Raw genomic sequence first — 20,406 nt, 5'->3', positions numbered from 1 at the left:
GCGAGAGGTAGGGACCCCGGGCAAAAAGGCAAGTCAGTCGCCCCGGCAGATCGCCAGGAAGGCCGTGCCAAAACGCTCCAGCTTGGCGGCGCCCAGATCGCCGACGCGGTCCAGATCGGCCAGCGTGGTCGGGCGCGCCTCGGCGATGCGGCGCAGCACCGATTGCGACAGCGACAGGGGTTTCTCGATCCCGTCCTCGCCGCGCATCAGACGCAATTGGGCCTCGGCCAGACGGTCGAAGATATCGGCAGCGGGTTGGCCGGCAAGACGCAGACGCTGCGGATGCAGGTTCTCGGTCGCCCCGGTAATGACCGCCAGAAAGGCCGCGCCATAGCTTTCGAGTTTCTTCGCACCGATCCCGCTGATCCGGGCCATATCATCCATCGAGGCGGGTCGCCGTTCGACCATTTCGATCAGCGTCCGGTCCGGGAAAATGACATAGGCCGGCACGCGCGCCGCCTCGGCCAGGGCACGGCGCTTGGCCTTGAGGGCAGAGAGCAGCGGCGCATCCTCTTCCGACACCAGCGTTTTCACCGCCGTGCGCTGTTGGGCGGCCTGCACGGTGTCGCGGCGCAGGGTGATGGTTTCCTCGCCCCGCAGGATGGGGCGGGCACCTTCGGTCATCCGCAGGGCACCAAAGCGGTCGGGGTCGGGGCGCAAGAGATCCCGCCCCATCATCTGCCGGAAGACGGCCCCCCAGGCGGTCTTGCTCAGATCGCGCCCCACACCGAAGGTCGGCAGCGCGTCATGACCGCGTTCGCGCACCTTGGGCGTTTCGGCCCCGGTCAGAATGTCGATCAGATGGCCCGCGCCAAAGGATTCCCCCGTGCGCAACACCGCCGACAGCGCCTTGCGGACGGCATCGGTCGCATCAAAAAGCTGGGCCGGACGATCACAGAGATCGCAGTTCCCGCAAGGTTCCGACGCCTCGCCAAAATAAGAGAGCAACACCTGCCGACGGCAGGCCGTCGCCTCGGCCAGACCCAGCAGGGCGTTCAGCCGCGCGTGATCGGCCTGCTTGCGGTCCAGCGGCGCCTGGCTTTCATCAATCTGCGAGCGGCGCAGGCGGATGTCATCGGGGCCATAGAGTGTGAGCGTTTCCGCCGGGGCGCCATCACGGCCCGCGCGGCCGATTTCCTGATAATAGGCTTCAATGGATTTCGACAAATCGGCATGGGCGACCCAGCGGATATCCGGCTTGTCGATGCCCATTCCGAAGGCGATGGTCGCGCAGACGATCAGCCCGTCTTCCTGCTGAAACCGCACCTCGACGCCGCGGCGGTCCTCGGCTTCCATCCCGCCGTGATAATGGCAGGCCGCATGGCCCGCCTCGCGCAGCGCCTGGGCCAGCACCTCGGTCTTGGAGCGGGTGCCGCAATAGACAATGCCGGACTGCCCCTTTCGCGCGCCCGCAAAATCAAGGATCTGGCGGCGCGGATTGTCCTTTACGGCAAAGGCCAGATGGATATTCGGCCGATCAAACCCACGCAGGAAGGTGGCGGGTTCCACGCCCCCGAACAGCCGGGTCACGATTTCGGCGCGGGTTTCTTCATCCGCCGTGGCGGTGAAGGCCGCAAGCGGCACGCCGAGGCTCTGCTTCAGTTCGCCAATACGAAGGTAATCGGGGCGGAAGTCATGGCCCCACTGGCTGACGCAATGCGCCTCATCCACGGCGATCAGCCGGGTGCCGATCCGCCGCAGCAGGCCCATCGTCCCGGGCGAGGCGAGCCGTTCGGGCGCCATGTAGAGCAGCTTGAGCCGCCCCTCATCCAGCGCCTGAAACACGGCCTCGGTTTCTTCGTCGGTATTGCCAGAGGTCAGCGCCCCGGCCTCGACCCCGGCTTCACGCAGGCTGCGGACCTGATCGCGCATCAGCGCAATCAGCGGAGAGATGACCACCGTCACCCCGTCGCGGCAAAGAGCAGGCAGTTGAAAGCAAAGGGATTTCCCGCCACCCGTAGGCATGATGGCCAGGGTGTCGCGCCCCTCCAGCACGGCTTCGACGATTTCTTCCTGACCGGGACGGAAGGCCCCATAGCCGAAGACCGTCGCCAAAAGCTCGCGCGGGTGGTGCATGGGTCAGTAGAACATCGCGGCGTTGTTGATGATCACGATCCGCAGCGCGTAGATCGCCAGCAGCGCCACCAGCGGCGCCAGATCAATGCCGCCCAGATCGGGCAGGATGCTGCGGATGCGGTCATAGACCGGGGCGAGCAGGCGGTTCAGACCATACCAGACCTGCGCCACCAGCGGCTGCCGCAGGTTCAGGACCTGAAAGTTGATCAGCCAGCTCATGATGATATGGGCTAGGATGATGAATTGCGCGACGCTGAGAAGCATCAGCAGGATTTGCAGGATCGAAACCATGGCACCCTCGCTATCTGTTGTGGTTTAGGTAGCGCGCAGACCCCAAAAGCACAACAGGTTCCGCAGCGTTTTGCTTGACGGTTGACGGGGAAGTCATCACCCCGAAAGCCGGAGGTGCCCCATGTATCCCTATGTCCGCCTTGCCAAGGAAATCTGGAAAGCCCGCCGCGCGCCGCGGATCGGGATTCTGGACCTGCATGAAAGCCGGCACATCTGCTGGCCCTGGGATATCGACCCCTGGATGGAGCTGAACAACGGCCGCACCCTGACGCTCTTTGATCTGGGGCGGGTGCCCATGGGGGTACGGATGGGCCTGCCCGAAGTCGCGGCCCGAAACCGCTGGGGCATGGCGATTGCCGGCAATTCGACGCGCTATCGGCGCCGGGTGACGGCCTTTCAGCGCGTGACCATCCGGTCGCGCTGCCTCGGGTGGGATGACCGGTTCATCTATATCGACCAGACCATGTGGCGCGGCGACGCCTGCACGACGCAGATGCTGGCCCGGTCGGCCTTCACCTCGGCGCAGGGGATCGTGGCGCCCGCCACCGTGATTGCGGCGCTGGGACAGGACCCGGTCAGCCCCCCGCTGCCCGACTGGGTGCAGCACTGGATCGCGGCCGACGCCCACCGCCCCTGGCCCCCGCAGATCTGAGGCCGCCCTTGCGCGCCCGCCCGGTTTCGGGCTTGATCGCGCGAAAGCAGGGGGCAGGCATGACGACAGCGCGCAAACGCATCTGGGGTTGGTATTTCTTCGACTGGGCCAGCCAGCCCTACAACACCCTGCTGCTGACCTTCATCTTCGGCCCCTATTTCGCCGAGGTCGCCCGCGCCCATTACGTTGGCCTGGGCCTTGCGCCCGATGCCGCGGCGGCCGAGGCGCAGGCCGCCTGGGGTTACGGCCAGACCCTTGCGGGCATTGCCATCGCGCTTCTGGCGCCGGTTCTGGGCGCCATTGCCGATGGATCGGGGCGGCGCATGGCCTGGATCTGGGCGTTTTCGGCGCTCTATGTCATCGGCAGCTGGGGGCTGTGGTTCCTGGCGCCCGAGACGGGCAATCTGACGATGGCGCTGATGTTCTTCGGCATCGGCCTGATCGGGATGGAGTTCGCGACGATCTTCACCAATTCGCTCATGCCCTCGCTGGCCGACCATGATGAAATGGGCAAGATTTCGGGGTCGGGCTTTGCCTTCGGTTATACCGGGGGGATCCTGTCGCTGGTGATCATGCTGCTTCTGCTGGCGGAAAGCAGCACCACGGGCAAGACGCTGATCGGGTTGGACCCGCTCTTCGGGTTGGATGCCGCCGCGCGGGAAGGCACGCGGGCGGTGGGGCCGTTCACCGCGATCTGGTATGCCGTCTTCATGCTGCCCTTCTTCCTGTGGGTGCGCGAACCCAAGGGGACCGGCACGGGGCGCAGCCTCGGCGGATCGCTGGCCGATCTGGGGCGCCTGCTGCGCAGCCTGCCCTCGCGGCAAAGCCTTTTCGCCTATCTCATGTCCTCGATGTTCTACCGCGACTCGTTGAATGCGCTTTACGGGTTCGGCGGGGTCTATGCCTCGGGCGTGCTGGGGTGGAGCGTGACGCAGATCGGCGTTTTCGGCATCATCGGGGCGATTTCGGGGGCGGTGGCCACCTGGATCGGCGGCAAGATGGATGCCGCGCGCGGGCCAAAGCCGGTGATCGTGCTGTCTTGCTGGGTGTTGATCGTGGTCTGCGCGGTGATCGTGGGCATGTCGCGCGACCAGATTTTCGGCCTGCCGCTGGCACCGGGATCGGCCCTGCCCGATTACATCATGTATGCCTGCGGCATCCTGATCGGCGCGGCAGGCGGCACAGTTCAGGCCGCGTCGCGCACGATGATGGTGTTCCACACCACCCCCGAACGCGCGACCGAAGCCTTTGGACTTTTCGCGCTTTCGGGCAAAGCCACTTCCTTCATTGCCCCTTTTGCCATCGCCGTCGCCTCGGATCTGAGCGGATCGCAGCGCATTGGCGTCGCGCCGCTGATCGGCCTGTTCCTCGTCGGCCTTGTTCTGCTAATCTGGGTCAAACCGCATGGTGAGCAGACCCCGACATGATCCGCCTTCTTTGTCTTGCCCTTGGACTGGGCCTGGCCGCCGCCCCGGTGCAGGCGGAAAAGCTGGCCAATCAGCTGTTCGGTGCAATGGATAGGCCCTCGCGGCAGGCGCCGATGCCAATCGGGTCTTATGCCAAGGGCTGCGCCGCCGGCCTGGTCGAGCTGCCGGAAACGGGGCCGACCTGGCAGGCCATGCGCCTGTCGCGCCACCGCAATTTCGGCCAGCCTGAAATGGTGCAGTTCCTGATCGACCTTTCGGTAGCGGCCACGCAGATCGGCTGGCCGGGGCTTTACATCGGCGACATCAGCCAGCCGCGCGGCGGGCCGATGACCAGCGGCCATGCCAGCCATCAGATCGGGCTGGATGCCGATATCTGGATGCTGCCGCCGCGCCGGTTGAACCTGACCCGGGCCGAGCGGGAGGAGATCAGCTCCATCCCCGTGCGCTCGGCCGATCAGCGCAGCGTCACGACGAACTGGACCCCGGCGCATCAGGCGCTTATGCGGGCGGCGGCTTCGGACCCGCGGGTGGACCGGATCTTTGTGGCCGCGGCCGTCAAGATCGAGATGTGCAAGACGGCCAAGCGCCGCGACAAGGCCTGGCTGCAGAAAATCCGCCCTGTCGCGGGCCATGACACGCATTTCCATGTGCGTCTGAAATGCCCGACAGGTGCCACCTATTGCGAAACCCAGACCCCGACGGTGGCCGAGCTGTCGAAGGGCGGCAATGGCTGCGATGACACGCTCATGTGGTGGGTGACGGATTATCTGAACCCGCCCGAGCCCGGCACGAAACCGGCCGAGCCTGAAACACCCAAACGCCATCCGCGCCAATACACCATGGCCGATCTGCCCAACCAATGCGCCTCCGTTCTGTCTGCACCTTGATCCTTGCCTGCGGGCTGGCGCTGGAAAGCAGCGCCGCCCCGCAGCAGGCCGCGATGGGCTATCTGGGCAGCTATATCTGGCGGTCCGAGGACCCGCGCATGGGCGGCATGTCCGCGATCGAGGTTGCGCCGAATGGCCGCGATTTCACCGCGCTCTCTGACCGGGGGGGCTGGACCCGCGGCAGTTTCAAGCGCGACGCCCAGGGGCGAATCACCGGGCTGAGCGCAGAAAAGGTGCGTCGCCTGAAGGGGCTTGAGAATGCCCCGCTCAAGGCCAACCGATCTGACAGCGAAGGCCTGGCCATTGCCGCCGACGGCACGGCCTTTGTCTCGTTCGAGGGCGCCGCGCGCGTGCTGCGCTATGATGACCTGGGCGGCAGCGCGACCAACCTGCCCACGCCCGCAGCCTTTCGCGCGCTGCCCCGCAACAGCGCGCTCGAGGCGCTGGCCATCGACCGGAACGGCGCGCTTTACACCCTGCCCGAAGACCCGCCCGACGCGCCCCGTGCCATTCCGGTCTATCGCTTCAAGGCAGGCCAGTGGACGCAACCCTTTGCAATTCCGCGCGAAGGCACCTTCCTGCCGGTGGCGGCCGATTTCGGCCCGGACGGCAAGCTCTATCTGCTGGAGCGGCAATTCCGCGGCATTCTGGGCTTCGCCTCGCGCGTGCGCCGCTTTGCGCTGCGCGGCAATGACATCGGGCCGGGCGAAACCTTGCTGCAAACCCGGCCCGGCGAACATGACAATCTTGAGGGCATGGCCGTTTGGCGCGACCAGGGCAGCATCCGCCTGACGCTGATCGCTGACGACAATTTCAACTTCTTCCAGACGACCGAAATCGTCGAGTTTCGCATTCCCGATTGACTCGGGGAGGGGGCCGACGCTATGCGACCCGCCTTGTCCGCGCAGCCCGCGGGCCAAGTCTCCGCGACCTTGTAAAAAACGGAACAGACATGTCCAAATCCCTGCTGCCCGGCATTCTTGCCATGGCAACCACCGTCGTTGCATCAAACATCCTGGTTCAATATCTCCTTGGTCCCTGGCTGACCTGGGGCGCGATCAGCTATCCCATCGCCTTCCTCATCAATGACCTGACAAATCGCCTGCAAGGCGCCGCCGCCGCACGGCGGGTGGTCATTGCGGGGTTCATTGTGGGGGTCGTCTGCTCGCTGATCGGCTCGCAGATCGAAGGCGAATTCGGGCCGCTCGTCTCGCAGCGCGTCGCCGTCGCCTCGGGGCTGGCTTTCCTCGTGTCGCAGCTGACCGATATCGCCATCTTCAACCGCCTGCGCCGGCAGGGGTGGTGGCGCGCACCGCTCTATTCGCCGATGGTCAGCTCGGTGCTGGATACCAGCATCTTCTTCACCATCGCCTTTGCCGGGTTCCTGACCTGGCTCGAACCCGCAAATGATGTGAGCTGGGCCGGCGAGATGCTGCCGCTTCTGGGGCTTGGCCCGGTTGTGCCGCTCTGGGTTTCACTTGCTGCGGCAGATCTTCTGGTGAAGTTCGGCATTGCCATTGTTGCACTTGTGCCATTCCGTGTAATTGTCGGAAAATTGACGCAACAGACAGCGTGAATTGTTTTGACAAACACGAAATCTGTGTCACCCTCCTAATTATCGGCAACTTTTGAAAGGAGGTGATCCAGTGTCTAGAGTGATATTGGAGAGAGGTGTCGGGACAGTCTGTAGGTGCGAAATTTAAGGGCAACCCCTTGAAAATCAATCCAAAGATTGGGCTTGGAACCTAACTGGCCCATCTCCTGGAACTCGGAAAGGGTCGCCGCTCTCCGGCGGCCCTTTCTCTTTGATGTATCTGCGTTAAAATCTTTCTGGCCTGCGCTTAAAATATGGCAGCTTTATAAACGACCGATCCGGACGACAATTCGCAAAGCCCCCCTTCCCTGCCGCGCAAAACCGGGTAACCTGCCGCCATGCTGCGGATAACCGATACATTGTCCCTTGCGGATTGGGAGCTGACGGAAAGCTTCTCGCGCTCATCCGGGCCGGGGGGGCAGAATGTCAACAAGGTCGAAACCGCAGTCGAGCTGCGGTTCGAGGCCGAACGGTCGCCCCATCTGACCCCAGCGGTGAAGGCGCGGCTCAAGCGGATCGCGGGGCGGCGCTGGACGACCGAGGGCGCCATCGTGATCCGGGCCGAGGAAACCCGCAGTCAGGCGCGCAACCGCGAACTGGCGCAAGACCGGCTGGTCGAAATGATCCGCGAGGCACTGGTCGCCCCCAAGCGCCGCATCGCGACCAAGCCCACGCTGGGCAGCCAGCGCCGCCGCCTGGCCGCCAAGGCCGCGCGGGGCGAAGTGAAATCCCTGCGCGGACGGGTGGAGGACGAATGACCGAGGCCGAGGAAGCCGCCGCCCATTGGGGTGGTCAGATCACCGCCGAGCTGCGGAACCGCGAAAATGCCGTCTATGCCATGCGCCTGCCCGATGGCAGGCGCGCGGCGCTGCGGCTGCACCGGCTGGGCTATCAGACCGCCGCGGCCATCCGGTCGGAACTTTGGTGGTGCGGGCAACTGGCGGCGGCGGGTCTGCCCATCCCGGCACCACTCGCCCCGGCGGGCGATGATCCGCTGCCCGCGCTTTCCACTGGGCGACGCGCCTCTGCCGTGCGCTGGATCGACGGGGCGCCCTTTGGCGAGGCGGGCGTCCCGCTGGCAGGGACCCGCGCCGAGCAGGTCACGCGCCATCACGCGCTGGGGCGGCTGCTGGCCCAGGTGCATGACACGACCGACCGCCTGACCCTGCCCGCCGATTTCACGCGCCCGCGCTGGGATATCGAGGGGCTGGTGGGCGAGACCCCCTTCTGGGGCCGGTTCTGGGAACACCCCCTGCTGTCGCCCGAAGATGCCGCCACCCTGCGCCGCGCCCGCGCCTTTCTGCGCGAAAGGCTGACCGACCATGCCCGCCATGCCGCCCTTGGCCCGGTTCATGCCGATGTGCTGCGCGAGAACATTCTGGTGGCCGACACCGGCCTTGCCCTGATCGATTTCGATGACAGCGGCATCGGCTTTCGGCTCTATGACCTCGGCACGGTATTGAGCCAAGACCTCTACGAACCCGCCTTCCCGGAACTGGAGGCTGCGCTGATGGATGGCTATGCCACCCTGCGCCCGCTGGACCGCAACATAGTGCCGGTCTTCACGCTCGCGCGGGTGCTGGCCTCGGTCGGTTGGGCGGCGCCACGGCTGGCGATGGACCATCCGGTCCACCGCAGCCATATCGCGCGCGCCGTGATGAAGGCCGGGCAGCTGCTGGGCTAAACCCTTAGACCAGCACGTCCTGGGCAACCTGATCGGCCACGCCAAAGACCCGCTTGTAGCGCGCGACCTCATCAGCCGGGCCCATCGCCTTGTTGGGGTTGTCCGACAGCTTGACCGTAGGCCGCCCATTGGCCGAAACCGCCTTGCAGACAAGGCTGAACGGCGCCAGCCGATCCCCGGCCAGACCGCGGAAGTCATTCGTCAGCATTGTGCCCCAGCCGAAGGACACCTTCACCCGCCCGGCGAATTGGGCATGCAGCTCGGCGATCTTGTCCACATCCAGCCCGTCCGAGAAGATGACAAGCTTGCGCGTCGGATCTTCGCCCCGCTCTTTCCACCAGCGGATCGCGGTTTCCGCGCCCTGAGCGGGATCACCGCTGTCGATGCGGATGCCGGTCCAGGTCGAAAGCCAATCGGGCGCGCGTTGCAGGAAGCCCTCGGTGCCATAGGTATCAGGCAAGATGATCCGCAGATTGCCGTCATGTTCCTCATGCCAGTCGGCCAGCACCTTGTAGGGCGCCTGTGCCAGCTCGGCATCGCTGTCGGCCAGGGCGGCATAGACCATGGGCAATTCATGGGCATTGGTGCCGATGGCTTCGATATCGCGCTTCATGGCGATGCGGCAGTTCGACGTGCCGGTAAAGGCATCGCCCAGCCCTTCCTGCAGCGCCTGCACCGCCCAATCCTGCCACAGAAAGCTGTGGCGGCGGCGGGTGCCGAAATCTGCGATCTTCAGCCCTTCGATGCCGCGCAGCCGCTCGACCTTCTCCCACAGCCGGGCCATGGCGCGGGCGTAAAGCACCTGCAGCTCGAACTTGCCCATGCCCTTCAAGACAGCGCGCGACCGCAGCTCCATCAGCACGGCAAGGGCGGGGATTTCCCACAGCATGACCTCGGGCCATTTGCCCTCGAAGGTCAGCTCATATTGCCCATCGACCTTTTCCAGATGATAGGGCGGCAGGCGCAGACCCTCGAACCACTCCATGAAATCGGGGCGGAACATCTGGCGTTTGCCGTAGAAGGTATTGCCGCGCAGCCAGGTGCTTTCCCCCCGCGACAGGCGAAGCGAGCGGACATGATCCAGCTGTTCGCGCAGTTCGCCTTCGTCGATCAGATCGCCCAGCCGTACGCTGCGGCTGCGGTTGATCAGGCTGAAGGCCACGGTCGTTTCCGGCTTGTTGCGGAAAATCGACTGGCACATCAGAAGCTTGTAAAAATCGGTATCAATCAGAGACCGGACGATCGGATCGATCTTCCAGTTGTGGTTATGCACCCGCGTCGCAATATCGACCATGCCCCGTCCCCCTTTCCACAATGCTTACGTCATTGTCGGACCCAAGGTCAAAAGCAGAAGCGCCCGCCGTTGCATCCGCGCAACAGGGCGGGGCATGGGCGGCGTCAGATCAGGTCGACCCCGGCCTGCATCATCTGCTGGCAGGCGGCGGCCAGCGATCCGTCGAGGTCGATCGCGCGGCAGGCGCTCATTTTCACCGAAACCGCGAAACCCAGACGCGCGGCATCAAGCGCCGAATAGGTGACGCAGAAATCCGTCGCGAGACCCACGAGCATCAGCGACGACACCCCCCGGCTGCGGAGATAGCCATCAAGCCCCGTGGGTGTGGTGCGGTCATTTTCGAAGAAGGCGGAATAGCTGTCGATACCGGGGCGAAAGCCCTTGCGGATCACCAGATCCCCCAGATCGGCGTCCAGGCCGGGGTGAAAGGCCGCGCCCGGGGTGCCCTGCACACAATGCACCGGCCACAGAACCTGCGGGCCATAGGGCATTTCGGTCATGGAAAAGGGCGCCGCACCGGGGTGATTGTCGGCAAAGCTCGCATGGCTGGCGGGGTGCCAGTCCTGCGTCAGCACGCGCACCGCATAATCGCGCAGCAGGGCGTTGATTTCAGGGATGATCGCATCGCCCCCCGCCACGGCCAAGGCGCCACCGGGGCAAAAGTCGTTCTGCACATCGACCACGACCAAGGCTTCGTTTTCCGGACGCATGATGCCCTCCCTCTTTCCTCCTTGGCTAAGACCCGCGCCCCCATGCGTCAATGGCGCCGCTTGCATTATCGCCCCTCGCGCGGCAGATGCAGGGGATGATCACCATCGCCGCACTTTACCACTTCACCCGTTTTCCCGATCCGGCCGCGCTGCGTGGCCCACTGCAGGACCTTGCCGATGCGCGGGGCGTGCGCGGGTCGCTCTTGCTGGCGACGGAAGGCATCAATGGCACCATCGCGGGCGATCGCGCGGGCATTGATGCCATGCTGGCGCATATCCGCGCCCTGCCCGGCTGCGCCGATCTGGAGCATAAGGAAAGCTGGTCCGAGGCGATGCCCTTCGGCCGGATGAAGGTCAAGCTGAAGCGCGAGATCGTCACCATGGGTCAGCCCGACATCGACCCGCGCGCCCGGGTGGGCCATTACCTGACCCCGCAGGAATGGAACGATCTGCTGGCCCAGCCCGATGTCGCGGTGATCGACACCCGCAACGATTACGAAGTCGAGATCGGCACCTTCCGCGGCGCCATCGACCCCGGCACCCGCAGCTTCCGCGAGTTCCCGCAATGGTGGGAAGACAACAAGGACCGCTTCCACAACAAGCGCGTGGCGATGTTCTGCACCGGCGGCATCCGCTGCGAGAAATCGACCAACTACCTGCTGCAACAGGGCGTGTCCGAGGTCTATCACCTCAAGGGCGGTATCCTGAAATACCTTGAGGAGATGCCGCAGGACCAAAGCCTGTGGGATGGCGAATGCTATGTCTTTGACCAGCGCGTCAGCGTGGGTCACGGGCTGGTCCCCGGCCCCTATGACAGCTGCCATGCCTGCCGCCGTCCGATCAGCCCGGCTGACAAGGCCCGCCCGGAATATGAACATGGCGTGCAATGCCACCATTGCACCGATGAATATTCCGAGGCCGACCGCGCGCGGTTCCGCGAACGGATGCGCCAGATGGAGCTGGCCGAAAAGCGCGGCACCCGGCATCTGGGCGGCTAGGGGTCAGAGCGCCCCGCCAAGGGTGATCTCGACCGCGCGGGCATAGGTCAGCGCAGGGTCAAAGCGGCCTTCGCGCAGGAATAGCAGCGTCTCCGCAATGACCTGCGGGTTCAGCATCAGGAAGGTATGGGTGACAGGCAGCGTCAGATGCGCCTTCATCCCCGCCACCTTGGTCGAAGCGACCGAAACCTTGCCATCGTCACTGCCCGCGATGATCGCGGAATAGACCGGGTTGAGCGAGCGGTTCCCCGCAATCACCCCCAGTTCGTAATCCGGCAGCGGCAGGGCGCGCGGCACCGATCCGTCCCCCGTGCCCAGCTGCACCCCCGCCGGGCCATTCAGCCATTCAAAGGCGCCGATCTGGCCAAAGGCATCCACCAGTTCCGACCCATGATTGGGCGGCGCCAGCATGACCACCCGCCCCATCGCCTCGGGCTTGTGATCGATCAGCCAGACGCGCGCCAGAATTCCGCCCATGGAATGCGTCACGAAATGCACGGGCGCAGAGCGGCAACGCGAAACAGCCGCGCCCACCGCCGGAGCCAGATCGCGGATCGGCGCGGCGGTTGAGGCATAGCCCTCGTTCACCACCTCATACCCGTGGGTCTGCAGGGCCTTTTCCATCGCAACCAGCGACATTTCGGTCCGCGCAAGGCCATGCAGCAACACGACACATTCGGCCCGCAGCGGCATGGCCGCCAGCATCCAGAACAATACCCCCAGCAAACGGACCATTCTTGCCCCCAGTGCGTCGCAAGCAAGATGGACATCGCCGCCGCTTCGGGCAACCTTTACGGGATGAAAACCCTGTCCCCCCGTCTGGCCGCCCGCGCGCTGATCCTGCACGAAAACCGCCTGCTTCTGGTCAATGCCTATGGCGGCGGCCGGTCCGATCTCTGGTGCGCCCCAGGCGGCGGGGTCGAACGCGGCCGGTCGCTGCATGACAACCTCATCCGTGAGGTGCATGAGGAAACCGGCCTCACCGTCACCGTGGGCGACCCCTGTCTGGTGAACGAATTTCATGACCCGCGCGGCACCTTTCATCAGGTGGATCTCTATTTCCGCTGCACCATCGTGGCCGGAACGCTGGACCCAAGCTGGCGTGACCCCGAAGGGATCGTGACCGAGCGGCGCTTTTTCAGCCGGGCCGAGATGGCCGGCATCCGCTACAAGCCCGACAGCCTGCCCGCCGCCGCCTGGGAGGGCGATATGCTCTATGACCCGCTGGAGCCGATCATCCGATGAGCCGCGCCTTCGTCAAAGAGGATGTGAATGGCCCGCCCGAATTGCCGGACCTGCCGCTTTCGCCGCATCCGAACTATGTCACCCCGCGCGGTCTGGCCAGCCTGCAGGCGCGGCTGCGCGACACACAGACCACGCTGGCGCAGCTGCGCGCGCGGACCGAACGGTTGGACAAACTGCCCGAGGCCGCGGCCGAACGCGACATCCGCTATCTTGAGGCACGGCTGCGGAGCGCGATTCTGGTGGACCCCGCCCGCCATCCGGGGAATGAGGTCGCCTTTGGTCACCGTGTCACCGTAGCGGACCCCGAAGGCGTGGAAACCACCTATGAAATCACCGGCGAGGATGAGGCTGACGCCAGCCTTGGCCGCATCGCCCCGCAATCGCCCTTGGCGCGGGCGCTGATCGGGGCCGAGGTGGGGGATACCGTCCTCTGGCGCCGCCCCACCGGCGCGGTCGAGCTAGAGATCCTGCAGATCGAGGTGCCCCATGATCCGTGACCTGACGCGCGAAACCGATCTGCCCGCAGTCGAGGCGCTGTTCCGCGCCGCCGCCGATTATGTGCGCCTGGAAAGCGGCGCCGAGGTTGATGGCACGCAGGCGGCCGCGTTCTTCACCGACGCCCCGCCCGGCATCGACCCCGCCACCAGCCTGCGTCTGGGCCTGTTCATGGCCGACCGTCTGGTTGGCAAGGTCGATGTGGCCTTCGGCTACCCCATGGAGCAGGATGCCTATATCGGCCTGATGATCTTTGACCCTGCCACGCGGGGTCAGGGCCTTGGCACCCGCCTTCTGCGCGAGGTCGAGACCCGCGCCCGCCAGCGTGGCGCGACCCGTCTGCTGATCGCGGCGCTTGAGGCGAATGAGAAAGGCCGCGCCTTCTGGCAGCGCGAAGGGTTCGTTCTGGAACAGATCTTCCCGGACCGCGTCTATGGGGCGCTGCGGCACAACCTCCACCGCATGGTCAAGCCGCTGTAAAGGCGGGCCTCAGCCCGCCGTCACCGTCGCGTCGCACCGTGTCCAGACCCAGCCGCAAGGCGCCAGCGTCACCTGCCCGTCTGCCAGCGTGGCCCCCATCGAGGGACCATCCAGCACCGCGGCCCCGCTGACCGGAACGCTTTGCGCCTGATCCGACAGGTTGAACAGACACAGCACCGCCCCCTCGGCATCCGCCCGGCGGAATGCCAGCACAGGTTCGGCCACGTCAAAGAAGGTGCTGCGCCCGTCCCGCAGGGCGCTGCCCTTCCGCCAGGCCAGCAGATTGCGATAAAGCGCCAGCACCGAATCCGGCGCCCCCGCCTGCGCGGCGACATTGCGCTGCCGCTGCGGCGCCTTCACCGGCAACCACGGCGTGCCAGTGGTAAACCCGCCCTGTTCCGATCCATCCCAGACCATCGGCGTCCGACAGCCATCGCGCCCCTTGTATTCCGGCCAGAATCGGATGCCCGGCGGATCGGTCAGCTCGTGGAATTCGATGTCGGTTTCGGTCTGACCCAGCTCTTCCCCCTGATAGAGGCAGATCGACCCTTCCAGCGCCAGAAGCAGCGCCGCCGACAGCTTGGCCACATCTACCACCGGCCCAAACTCTTGCCAGCGGGTGACATGGCGGATCACGTCATGGTTGGAAAAGGCCCACATCGGCCAGCCCAGCGGCGCCGCCCGGAAGAACCCCTCAACCCGGCTGCGGAAGTGGTCAGGCGTGAACTTCGGCCCCAGCATGTCAAAGCTATAGGCCATGTGGAGCCGCTTGCCGCTGGTATACTCCTCCATAATCCGCAGCGCGCGACGCGGGCCTTCACCCACCTCGCCCACGGTGGTGCGGTCATCGAATTCATCCAGCAGCGCGCGCATCCGTTCCAGGAAGGGCAGGTTTTCGGGGCGGCATTTGGAATATTCGTGATCCTGCATCTCATAGGGGTTCACGGCGGGCAGGTTGTCTTCGCGCGGCTCGGGGCCGTTGTTGCGAAGAAGCGGGTCGTGGAAATAGTAGTTCACCGTATCCAGACGGAACCCGTCCACCCCCCGCTCCAGCCAGAAGCGCATGGTCGACAAGAGCCAGTCCTGCACATCGGTGTTGTGAAAGTTGAAATCGGGCTGGCTGGTCAGGAAGTTGTGCAGGTAATACTGCCGCCGCCGCGTGTCCCATTCCCAAGCCGAGCCGCCAAAGACCGAAATCCAGTTATTGGGCGGGCTGCCATCGGGCTTGGGGTCGGCCCAGACATACCAGTCGGCCTTGGGGTTGGTGCGGTCCATCCGGCTTTCGCGGAAATGGGGGTGCTGGTCCGACGAATGGCTGATCACCTGATCGATGATGACCTTCAGGCCCAGTTCATGCGCCCGCGCGACCAGGGCGTCAAAATCGGCCAGCGTGCCGAACAGCGGGTCGATGTCGCAGTAATCGGATACGTCATAGCCCATATCGGCCATCGGGCTGGTGAACACGGGCGAAAGCCAGATCGCATCCACCCCCAGCCCGGCGATATGATCAAGCCGCGCCGTGATCCCCGGCAGATCGCCGATCCCGTCCCCGTCGCTGTCCTGAAACGAACGCGGGTACACCTGATAGACCACCGCACCCCGCCACCAGTCCGCCATTCGATCCTCCTGCTGTTTGCGCTAACCCTGTGACGCGACCAAGGCAGGTGCAAGCGGAATTTGAAACCGCTTTGGAGAATGTCTTCTAACCCCGGCCGATCACTGCCGCCCACGCGCGCCGCGGGTGCGCGGTGCCGCGGCATTCCGCATCGCGCGAATCGCATTGTATGCGACACAAGAATCAAATTGACCCGCCCCACCCGGCACAGCACCCTGCCCGCCCAAGCCCGGAGTCGCGCCATGCCCACCTCATCCGCCCGCCTGTTCACGCCCATCCTGATTGCGGGCTGCGTGATCCTGCTGCTGAACTTTGCCCTGAGGGCAAGCTTTGGCGTGTTCCAACTGCCCATCGCGCAGGAATTCGGATGGCCACGGGCCGAATTTTCACTGGCCATCGCCATCCAGAACCTTGCCTGGGGCATCGGGCAGCCGCTGTTCGGCGCGGTGGCAGAACGGTTCGGAGACCGCAAGGCGATTGTGCTGGGGGCGCTGCTGTACGCGCTGGGACTGTTCCTCAGCGCCCATGCAACCAGCCCGGAACAGATGCAGCTGCTGGAAGTCATCGTGGGCTTCGGCATTGCCGGAACGGGCTTCGGCGTGGTTCTGGCGGTGGTCGGGCGCGCCACATCGCCCGAGAACCGCTCACTCGCGCTGGGGATCGCCACGGCCGCCGGATCGGCCGGTCAGGTTCTGGGCGCGCCGCTGGCGGAAATCCTGCTGCAGAACTTCCCCTGGCAGACCGTCTTCATGATCTTCTCGGTCATCATCCTCGCCTCGCTGCTGGCGCTGCCCTTCCTGCGTTCGCCGCAGGTCGCAACGCGGCAAGAGCTTGAGGAAAGCCTTGGCACCGTGCTGAAACGGGCCTTTTCGGACCCGTCCTATATCATGATCTTCCTCGGGTTCTTTTCCTGTGGCTATCAGCTCGCGTTCATCACCGCCCATTTCCCGGCCTTCGTGACCGAAATGTGCGGCCCGATCGACCCGAACGGCCCGCTGGCGGCCCTGGGCATCACCACCACCTCGGCGCTTGGCGCGGCGGCCATTGCGGTCATCGGTCTGGCCAATATCGCGGGCACCATCACCGCCGGGATGCTGGGCAAAAAATACACCAAGAAATACCTGCTGGCCGGGGTCTATACCGCGCGCACCGTGGTGGCCGCGCTGTTCATTGCCATGCCGATGACGCCGACGACGGTCCTGCTGTTCTCGGTTGCGATGGGGTCGCTCTGGCTTGCGACCGTGCCGCTGACCAGCGGGCTGGTCGCGCATATCTACGGGCTGCGCTACATGGGCACGCTTTACGGTTTTGTCTTCCTCAGCCACCAGATCGGCGGGTTCCTTGGCGTCTGGCTGGGCGGCAAGATGTATGACATTACCGGAAGCTATACGCTGGTCTGGTGGATCGGCGTGGGGGTGGGGGCCTTCTCGGCGCTGGTGCATCTGCCCATCCGCGAACGCCCCTGGGCCGCGCAAGCCGCCTGATCGCGCATGAAAGCCGGAATTGCCAGCCTCGTCCTGGCCTATGTGCTGAGCCAGTTCTACCGCGGGTTCCTCGCGGTGCTGACCCCTGTCCTGAAGGCCGAGCTGGGCGCCACCGCCGAAACGCTCGCCTTCGCCTCGGGTCTATGGTTCCTGACCTTCGCGGCCATGCAGCTGCCGGTGGGCTGGGCGCTGGATCGGATCGGGCCGCGCCGCACGGCGGTCACGCTGTTCGCGCTTGGCGGGGCCGGCGGGGCGCTGGCCTTTGCGACCGCAACCTCACCCGCCGCGATCAGCCTTGCCATGGCGCTGATCGGCATCGGCTGTGCGCCGGTCTTGATGTCGAGCTACTACATCTTCGCCCGCCAATTCCCGCCCGCGGTCTTTGCCTCATTGGCGGGGATGACGATCGGCATCGGCAACCTGGGCAATATCGCAGGGTCTGCCCCGCTGGCCTGGGCGGTCGAAACGCTGGGCTGGCGCGAAACCATGGTGGGCATGGCGGGCGTCACGCTGCTGATTGCCGCGCTGATCGGCCTTCTGGTCCGCGACCCTGCCAAGGTCGAAGGCGGCCCGCGGGGGTCCATGCTCGATGTGCTGCGCATCCGCGCGGTCTGGCCGATCCTGGCGATGATGCTGGCCACCTACATGCCGCCTGCGGCGCTGCGCGGGCTCTGGGTCGGGCCGTACTATGCCGATGTCTATGGCGCCACCACGGCCGAGATCGGCCGGGTCACGCTGGTCATGGGGCTGGCCATGGTGCTGGGCAGTTTCGCCTATGGCCCGCTCGACCGGGTGCTGGGCACGCGGAAATGGCTGAACTTCACGGGCAATCTGCTCTGCGGCCTGTCCTGCCTGCTGCTCTGGGCCTTTCCCGCTATGGGCGGCTGGCAGACCATCGCCATCTTCGCGGCCATCGGGTTTTTCGGCGCCTCATTCCCGCAGGTCACGGCGCATGGGCGCGCGTTCTTCCCCCCACATCTGGTGGGGCGCGGGGTGTCGATGCTCAATCTATTCGGTATCGGCTCGGTCGGGATTGCGCAGGTCCTGACCGGCAAGATCCACGCCGCCATCCCCGCCACCCCGCCCGAGGCCCCCTATGCGGCGCTCTTTCTCTTCTTCGGGCTGGTGCTGGTGGTGGGCTGCGCGATCTACGCCTTCTCGCAGGATCGGACCGACTGAAGGGTTCCCCTCGGCCAGCGCTGCGCCTATCTTGGGCGCAGCAAGAATGGGCCCGCGATGATCGTCTTTCCCGCCGAATACAATCCCCGCAAGGAAGCGGTCTTCGCCGCATTGGCGGGGGTCGAAGGCGCATCCCGCCGCCTGCCCATGATCCCCCTCTCCTTCCGCGACTGGCCCGAAACCGATGCCCGCGTGGCAACCGCCCTTGCCCGCGCCAAGCGCCAACCCAAGGGCGCGCTGCAAGCCTGGCTGAAACGCCAGCTGATCCGTGGCCAGTATAACTGGGCCCGCCGCTATTTCACCCGCCACCCCGATCATCTGGCACTGGCCTGGAACGGGCTGACCGGGTCGCGCATGGCCTTTCTCGCCGGCGCGCGCGATGCCGGCGCCCCCACCCTGCATGCCGAACTTGCCCCCCTGCCGGGGCGCATCACGCTCGACCCGCTCGGGGTGAATGCCGAAGGATCGGTGCCGCAGGACGCGGCCTTCTTCCGCACCTATGCCACCACGACCGACACCTCGGATTGGCGCAGCATCGGCGCCGGGCTCACCGCCCGCAGCTCGCGCCGCGCCGATGTGGGCCAGGGCAGCGGCGCGTTGCCGGATACCCCCTTCCTCTTCTGCCCGCTGCAGGTGCCCGATGACAGCCAGGTCACGCTTTTTGCGGGCTGGTGCGGCGGCATGGCAGGCTTCCTCGCCGCGCTGGAACAGGCCGCCCGCCACCTGCCCCCCGGCTGGCACCTGCGGCTCAAGGAACACCCCTCGGCCAAGACGCCCCTCACCCCGCTTCTGGCGCCGCTGATCGCCACCGGCCGCGTCGTGCTGGACAATGCGACCGACAGCTTCGCCCAGATCGCCGCCAGCCGCGGGGTCGTCACCCTCAATTCTTCCATGGGGTTGCAGGCCTTTTTCCATGACAAACCCGTCATCACGCTGGGGCAGGCCTTCTTCAACATCGCGGGCCTCGTCGACCACGCCGCAGACCAAACCGCGCTGAACCATCTCTTCGCCAAAGCCCCCGACCGCGGCTATGACGCCCCCCTGCGCGCGGCCTTCCTCACCTGGCTCGACCGCGCCTATTACCCCCGCTTTGCCCTTGCGGAAGACCAGCCCCCGGCCTTCGACCGTGGCGCTTTCGCCGCAAAGCTGGACGAAGCGCGCAGCCGCGCAAAATAGCCACCCCAAAAGGTCAAGAATCCCTTTCCCCCGCCCCCCCTTTGCGCTAACGGGGCCACGTCGCTTTTGACACTTGGAGGATCCCCGATGGGCTATAAAGTCGCCGTCGTCGGCGCCACGGGCAACGTGGGCAAAGAAATGCTGAACATCCTCGCGGAACGCGAGTTTCCGGTGGACGAGATCGTGGCGCTCGCGTCGCGCAACTCGCTCGGCACTGAAGTCAGCTTCGGGGACAAGACTCTCAAGACCAAGGACCTGGCCGAATTCGATTTCACCGGCTGGGACATCGCCTTCTTCGCCATCGGCTCGGACGCGACCAAGGTCTATGCGCCCAAGGCCGCCGCGCAAGGCTGCGTCGTGATCGACAACTCCTCGCTCTACCGTTACGACCCGGAAATCCCGCTGATCGTGCCGGAAGTGAACGCCGACGCCATCGTCGGCTACAAGAACAAGAACATCATCGCCAACCCCAACTGCTCGACCGCGCAGATGGTTGTGGCGCTGAAGCCGCTGCATGACCGTGCGAAAATCAAGCGCGTCGTGGTGGCGACCTATCAGTCTGTCTCGGGCACCGGCAAAGAGGCGATCGACGAGCTTTGGGACCAGACCAAGGGCATGTATGTCCCCGGTCAGGAAGTGGCCCCCAAGGTCTATCCCAAGCAGATCGCCTTCAACGTGATCCCGCATATCGACGTCTTCCTCGACGACGGCTCCACCAAGGAAGAGTGGAAGATGGTCGCCGAAACCAAGAAGATCCTCGACAAGAACATCAAGCTGACCGCGACCTGCGTCCGCGTGCCGGTTTTCGTCGGCCATTCGGAAGCGATCAACATCGAATTCGAAGACCCGATCGACTGGCAGGAAGCGCAAGACATCCTGCGCGAAGCGCCGGGCATCCTCGTCGTCGACAAGCGTGAACCGGGCGGCTACATCACCCCCGTCGAATGCGTGGGCGATTACGCGACCTATGTCAGCCGCATCCGTCAGGACTCGACCGTCGAAAACGGCATCAGCCTGTGGTGCGTCTCTGACAACCTCCGCAAGGGCGCCGCGCTGAACGCCGTCCAGATCGCCGAGGTTCTGGGCAACCGCTGCCTGAAAAAAGGCTGATCGGCCCTG

General features: G+C 65.3%; 21 protein-coding genes. 15 read left to right on the top strand and 6 right to left on the bottom strand.

Annotated elements, in window-relative coordinates; genetic code table 11:
- Positions 1-33: 33 nt before the first annotated feature.
- Positions 34-2,076, bottom strand: a complete 2,043-nt coding sequence (recQ, locus tag IE101_RS11445; protein ID WP_189633968.1) for a DNA helicase RecQ — start codon at positions 2,074-2,076, stop codon at positions 34-36.
- Between the two features lie 3 nt (positions 2,077-2,079).
- A complete protein-coding gene (locus IE101_RS11440) occupies positions 2,080-2,367 on the bottom strand; it encodes a YggT family protein (protein WP_189633967.1) in 288 nt (95 codons plus the stop codon).
- Between the two features lie 121 nt (positions 2,368-2,488).
- Here IE101_RS11440 and IE101_RS11435 point away from each other — a divergent pair, with 121 nt between their 5' ends.
- The 7 genes from IE101_RS11435 to IE101_RS11405 all read left to right on the top strand — a co-directional run bounded on the left by IE101_RS11435 (position 2,489) and on the right by IE101_RS11405 (position 8,611).
- Positions 2,489-3,019 (top strand): acyl-CoA thioesterase, encoded by a 531-nt coding sequence (locus tag IE101_RS11435; protein ID WP_189633966.1) that lies wholly within the window; start codon positions 2,489-2,491, stop codon positions 3,017-3,019.
- 59 nt (positions 3,020-3,078) lie between these two features.
- Complete coding sequence (locus tag IE101_RS11430; RefSeq protein ID WP_189633965.1) at positions 3,079-4,446, top strand: MFS transporter; 1,368 nt, start codon at positions 3,079-3,081, stop codon at positions 4,444-4,446.
- Entirely contained in the window at positions 4,443-5,333 is an 891-nt protein-coding gene (gene mepA / locus IE101_RS11425; protein WP_189633964.1) for a penicillin-insensitive murein endopeptidase, read from the top strand. The genes IE101_RS11430 and mepA overlap by 4 nt, the downstream gene beginning before the upstream one ends.
- On the top strand, positions 5,306-6,196 hold the full coding sequence (locus IE101_RS11420; protein WP_189633963.1) for an esterase-like activity of phytase family protein: 891 nt from the start codon (positions 5,306-5,308) through the stop codon (positions 6,194-6,196). The genes mepA and IE101_RS11420 overlap by 28 nt, the downstream gene beginning before the upstream one ends.
- A gap of 89 nt (positions 6,197-6,285) precedes the next feature.
- A complete protein-coding gene (locus tag IE101_RS11415) occupies positions 6,286-6,909 on the top strand; it encodes a queuosine precursor transporter (protein ID WP_189633962.1) in 624 nt (207 codons plus the stop codon).
- A 356-nt stretch (positions 6,910-7,265) separates the two neighbouring features.
- Positions 7,266-7,685 carry an alternative ribosome rescue aminoacyl-tRNA hydrolase ArfB gene (gene arfB, locus IE101_RS11410; protein ID WP_189633961.1) on the top strand — a complete coding sequence of 140 codons (420 nt, stop codon included), beginning with the start codon at positions 7,266-7,268 and terminating at the stop codon, positions 7,683-7,685.
- Positions 7,682-8,611: a phosphotransferase enzyme family protein gene (locus IE101_RS11405; RefSeq protein WP_189633960.1), complete on the top strand. Its 930-nt coding sequence runs from the start codon at positions 7,682-7,684 to the stop codon at positions 8,609-8,611. The genes arfB and IE101_RS11405 overlap by 4 nt, the downstream gene beginning before the upstream one ends.
- Positions 8,612-8,615: 4 nt before the next feature.
- Here the strand turns inward: IE101_RS11405 and pncB are convergent, their stop codons facing one another.
- Both pncB and pncA read right to left on the bottom strand, forming a co-directional pair.
- A complete protein-coding gene (pncB, locus tag IE101_RS11400) occupies positions 8,616-9,905 on the bottom strand; it encodes a nicotinate phosphoribosyltransferase (protein WP_189633959.1) in 1,290 nt (429 codons plus the stop codon).
- A gap of 104 nt (positions 9,906-10,009) precedes the next feature.
- On the bottom strand, positions 10,010-10,615 hold the full coding sequence (gene pncA / locus IE101_RS11395) for a bifunctional nicotinamidase/pyrazinamidase (RefSeq protein ID WP_189633958.1): 606 nt from the start codon (positions 10,613-10,615) through the stop codon (positions 10,010-10,012).
- Positions 10,616-10,710: 95 nt separating this feature from the next.
- Between pncA and trhO the strand changes: the two genes are divergently transcribed.
- Positions 10,711-11,613: an oxygen-dependent tRNA uridine(34) hydroxylase TrhO gene (gene trhO, locus IE101_RS11390; RefSeq protein WP_189633957.1), complete on the top strand. Its 903-nt coding sequence runs from the start codon at positions 10,711-10,713 to the stop codon at positions 11,611-11,613.
- A 3-nt stretch (positions 11,614-11,616) separates the two neighbouring features.
- Here the strand turns inward: trhO and IE101_RS11385 are convergent, their stop codons facing one another.
- The gene (locus IE101_RS11385; protein ID WP_189633956.1) at positions 11,617-12,348 is read right to left on the bottom strand and encodes an esterase/lipase family protein; all 732 of its coding nucleotides are present in this window, start codon (positions 12,346-12,348) and stop codon (positions 11,617-11,619) included.
- Positions 12,349-12,375: 27 nt separating this feature from the next.
- On the opposite strand from IE101_RS11385, the gene IE101_RS11380 reads away from it, so the two are divergent.
- The 3 genes from IE101_RS11380 to IE101_RS11370 are packed head-to-tail and all read left to right on the top strand — an operon-like array spanning position 12,376 to position 13,833.
- Positions 12,376-12,858, top strand: a complete 483-nt coding sequence (locus IE101_RS11380; RefSeq protein ID WP_229804119.1) for an NUDIX domain-containing protein — start codon at positions 12,376-12,378, stop codon at positions 12,856-12,858.
- Positions 12,855-13,355, top strand: coding sequence for a GreA/GreB family elongation factor (locus IE101_RS11375; protein WP_189633955.1), 501 nt, complete (start codon positions 12,855-12,857; stop codon positions 13,353-13,355). Before IE101_RS11380 ends, IE101_RS11375 begins: the two co-directional genes overlap by 4 nt.
- Complete coding sequence (locus IE101_RS11370; protein ID WP_189633954.1) at positions 13,345-13,833, top strand: GNAT family N-acetyltransferase; 489 nt, start codon at positions 13,345-13,347, stop codon at positions 13,831-13,833. Before IE101_RS11375 ends, IE101_RS11370 begins: the two co-directional genes overlap by 11 nt.
- Before the next feature lie 9 nt (positions 13,834-13,842).
- On the opposite strand, the gene IE101_RS11365 is transcribed toward IE101_RS11370, so the two are convergent.
- Complete coding sequence (locus IE101_RS11365) at positions 13,843-15,450, bottom strand: alpha-amylase family glycosyl hydrolase (protein ID WP_189633953.1); 1,608 nt, start codon at positions 15,448-15,450, stop codon at positions 13,843-13,845.
- Positions 15,451-15,690: 240 nt separating this feature from the next.
- Here IE101_RS11365 and IE101_RS11360 point away from each other — a divergent pair, with 240 nt between their 5' ends.
- From IE101_RS11360 to IE101_RS11345, 4 genes are all read left to right on the top strand, one after another.
- On the top strand, positions 15,691-16,932 hold the full coding sequence (locus tag IE101_RS11360) for an MFS transporter (RefSeq protein WP_189633952.1): 1,242 nt from the start codon (positions 15,691-15,693) through the stop codon (positions 16,930-16,932).
- 6 nt (positions 16,933-16,938) lie between these two features.
- Positions 16,939-18,111 (top strand): MFS transporter, encoded by a 1,173-nt coding sequence (locus IE101_RS11355; protein WP_189633951.1) that lies wholly within the window; start codon positions 16,939-16,941, stop codon positions 18,109-18,111.
- Between the two features lie 57 nt (positions 18,112-18,168).
- On the top strand, positions 18,169-19,287 hold the full coding sequence (locus IE101_RS11350; RefSeq protein WP_189633950.1) for a capsular polysaccharide export protein, LipB/KpsS family: 1,119 nt from the start codon (positions 18,169-18,171) through the stop codon (positions 19,285-19,287).
- Between the two features lie 87 nt (positions 19,288-19,374).
- Positions 19,375-20,397: an aspartate-semialdehyde dehydrogenase gene (locus tag IE101_RS11345; protein ID WP_189633949.1), complete on the top strand. Its 1,023-nt coding sequence runs from the start codon at positions 19,375-19,377 to the stop codon at positions 20,395-20,397.
- Positions 20,398-20,406: the final 9 nt, after the last annotated feature.

The sequence above is a fragment of the Gemmobacter lanyuensis genome, from assembly GCF_014652355.1.
Classification (GTDB): Bacteria; Pseudomonadota; Alphaproteobacteria; order Rhodobacterales; family Rhodobacteraceae; genus Gemmobacter; species Gemmobacter lanyuensis.
This window is presented reverse-complemented; position numbering and strand designations above follow the sequence as displayed.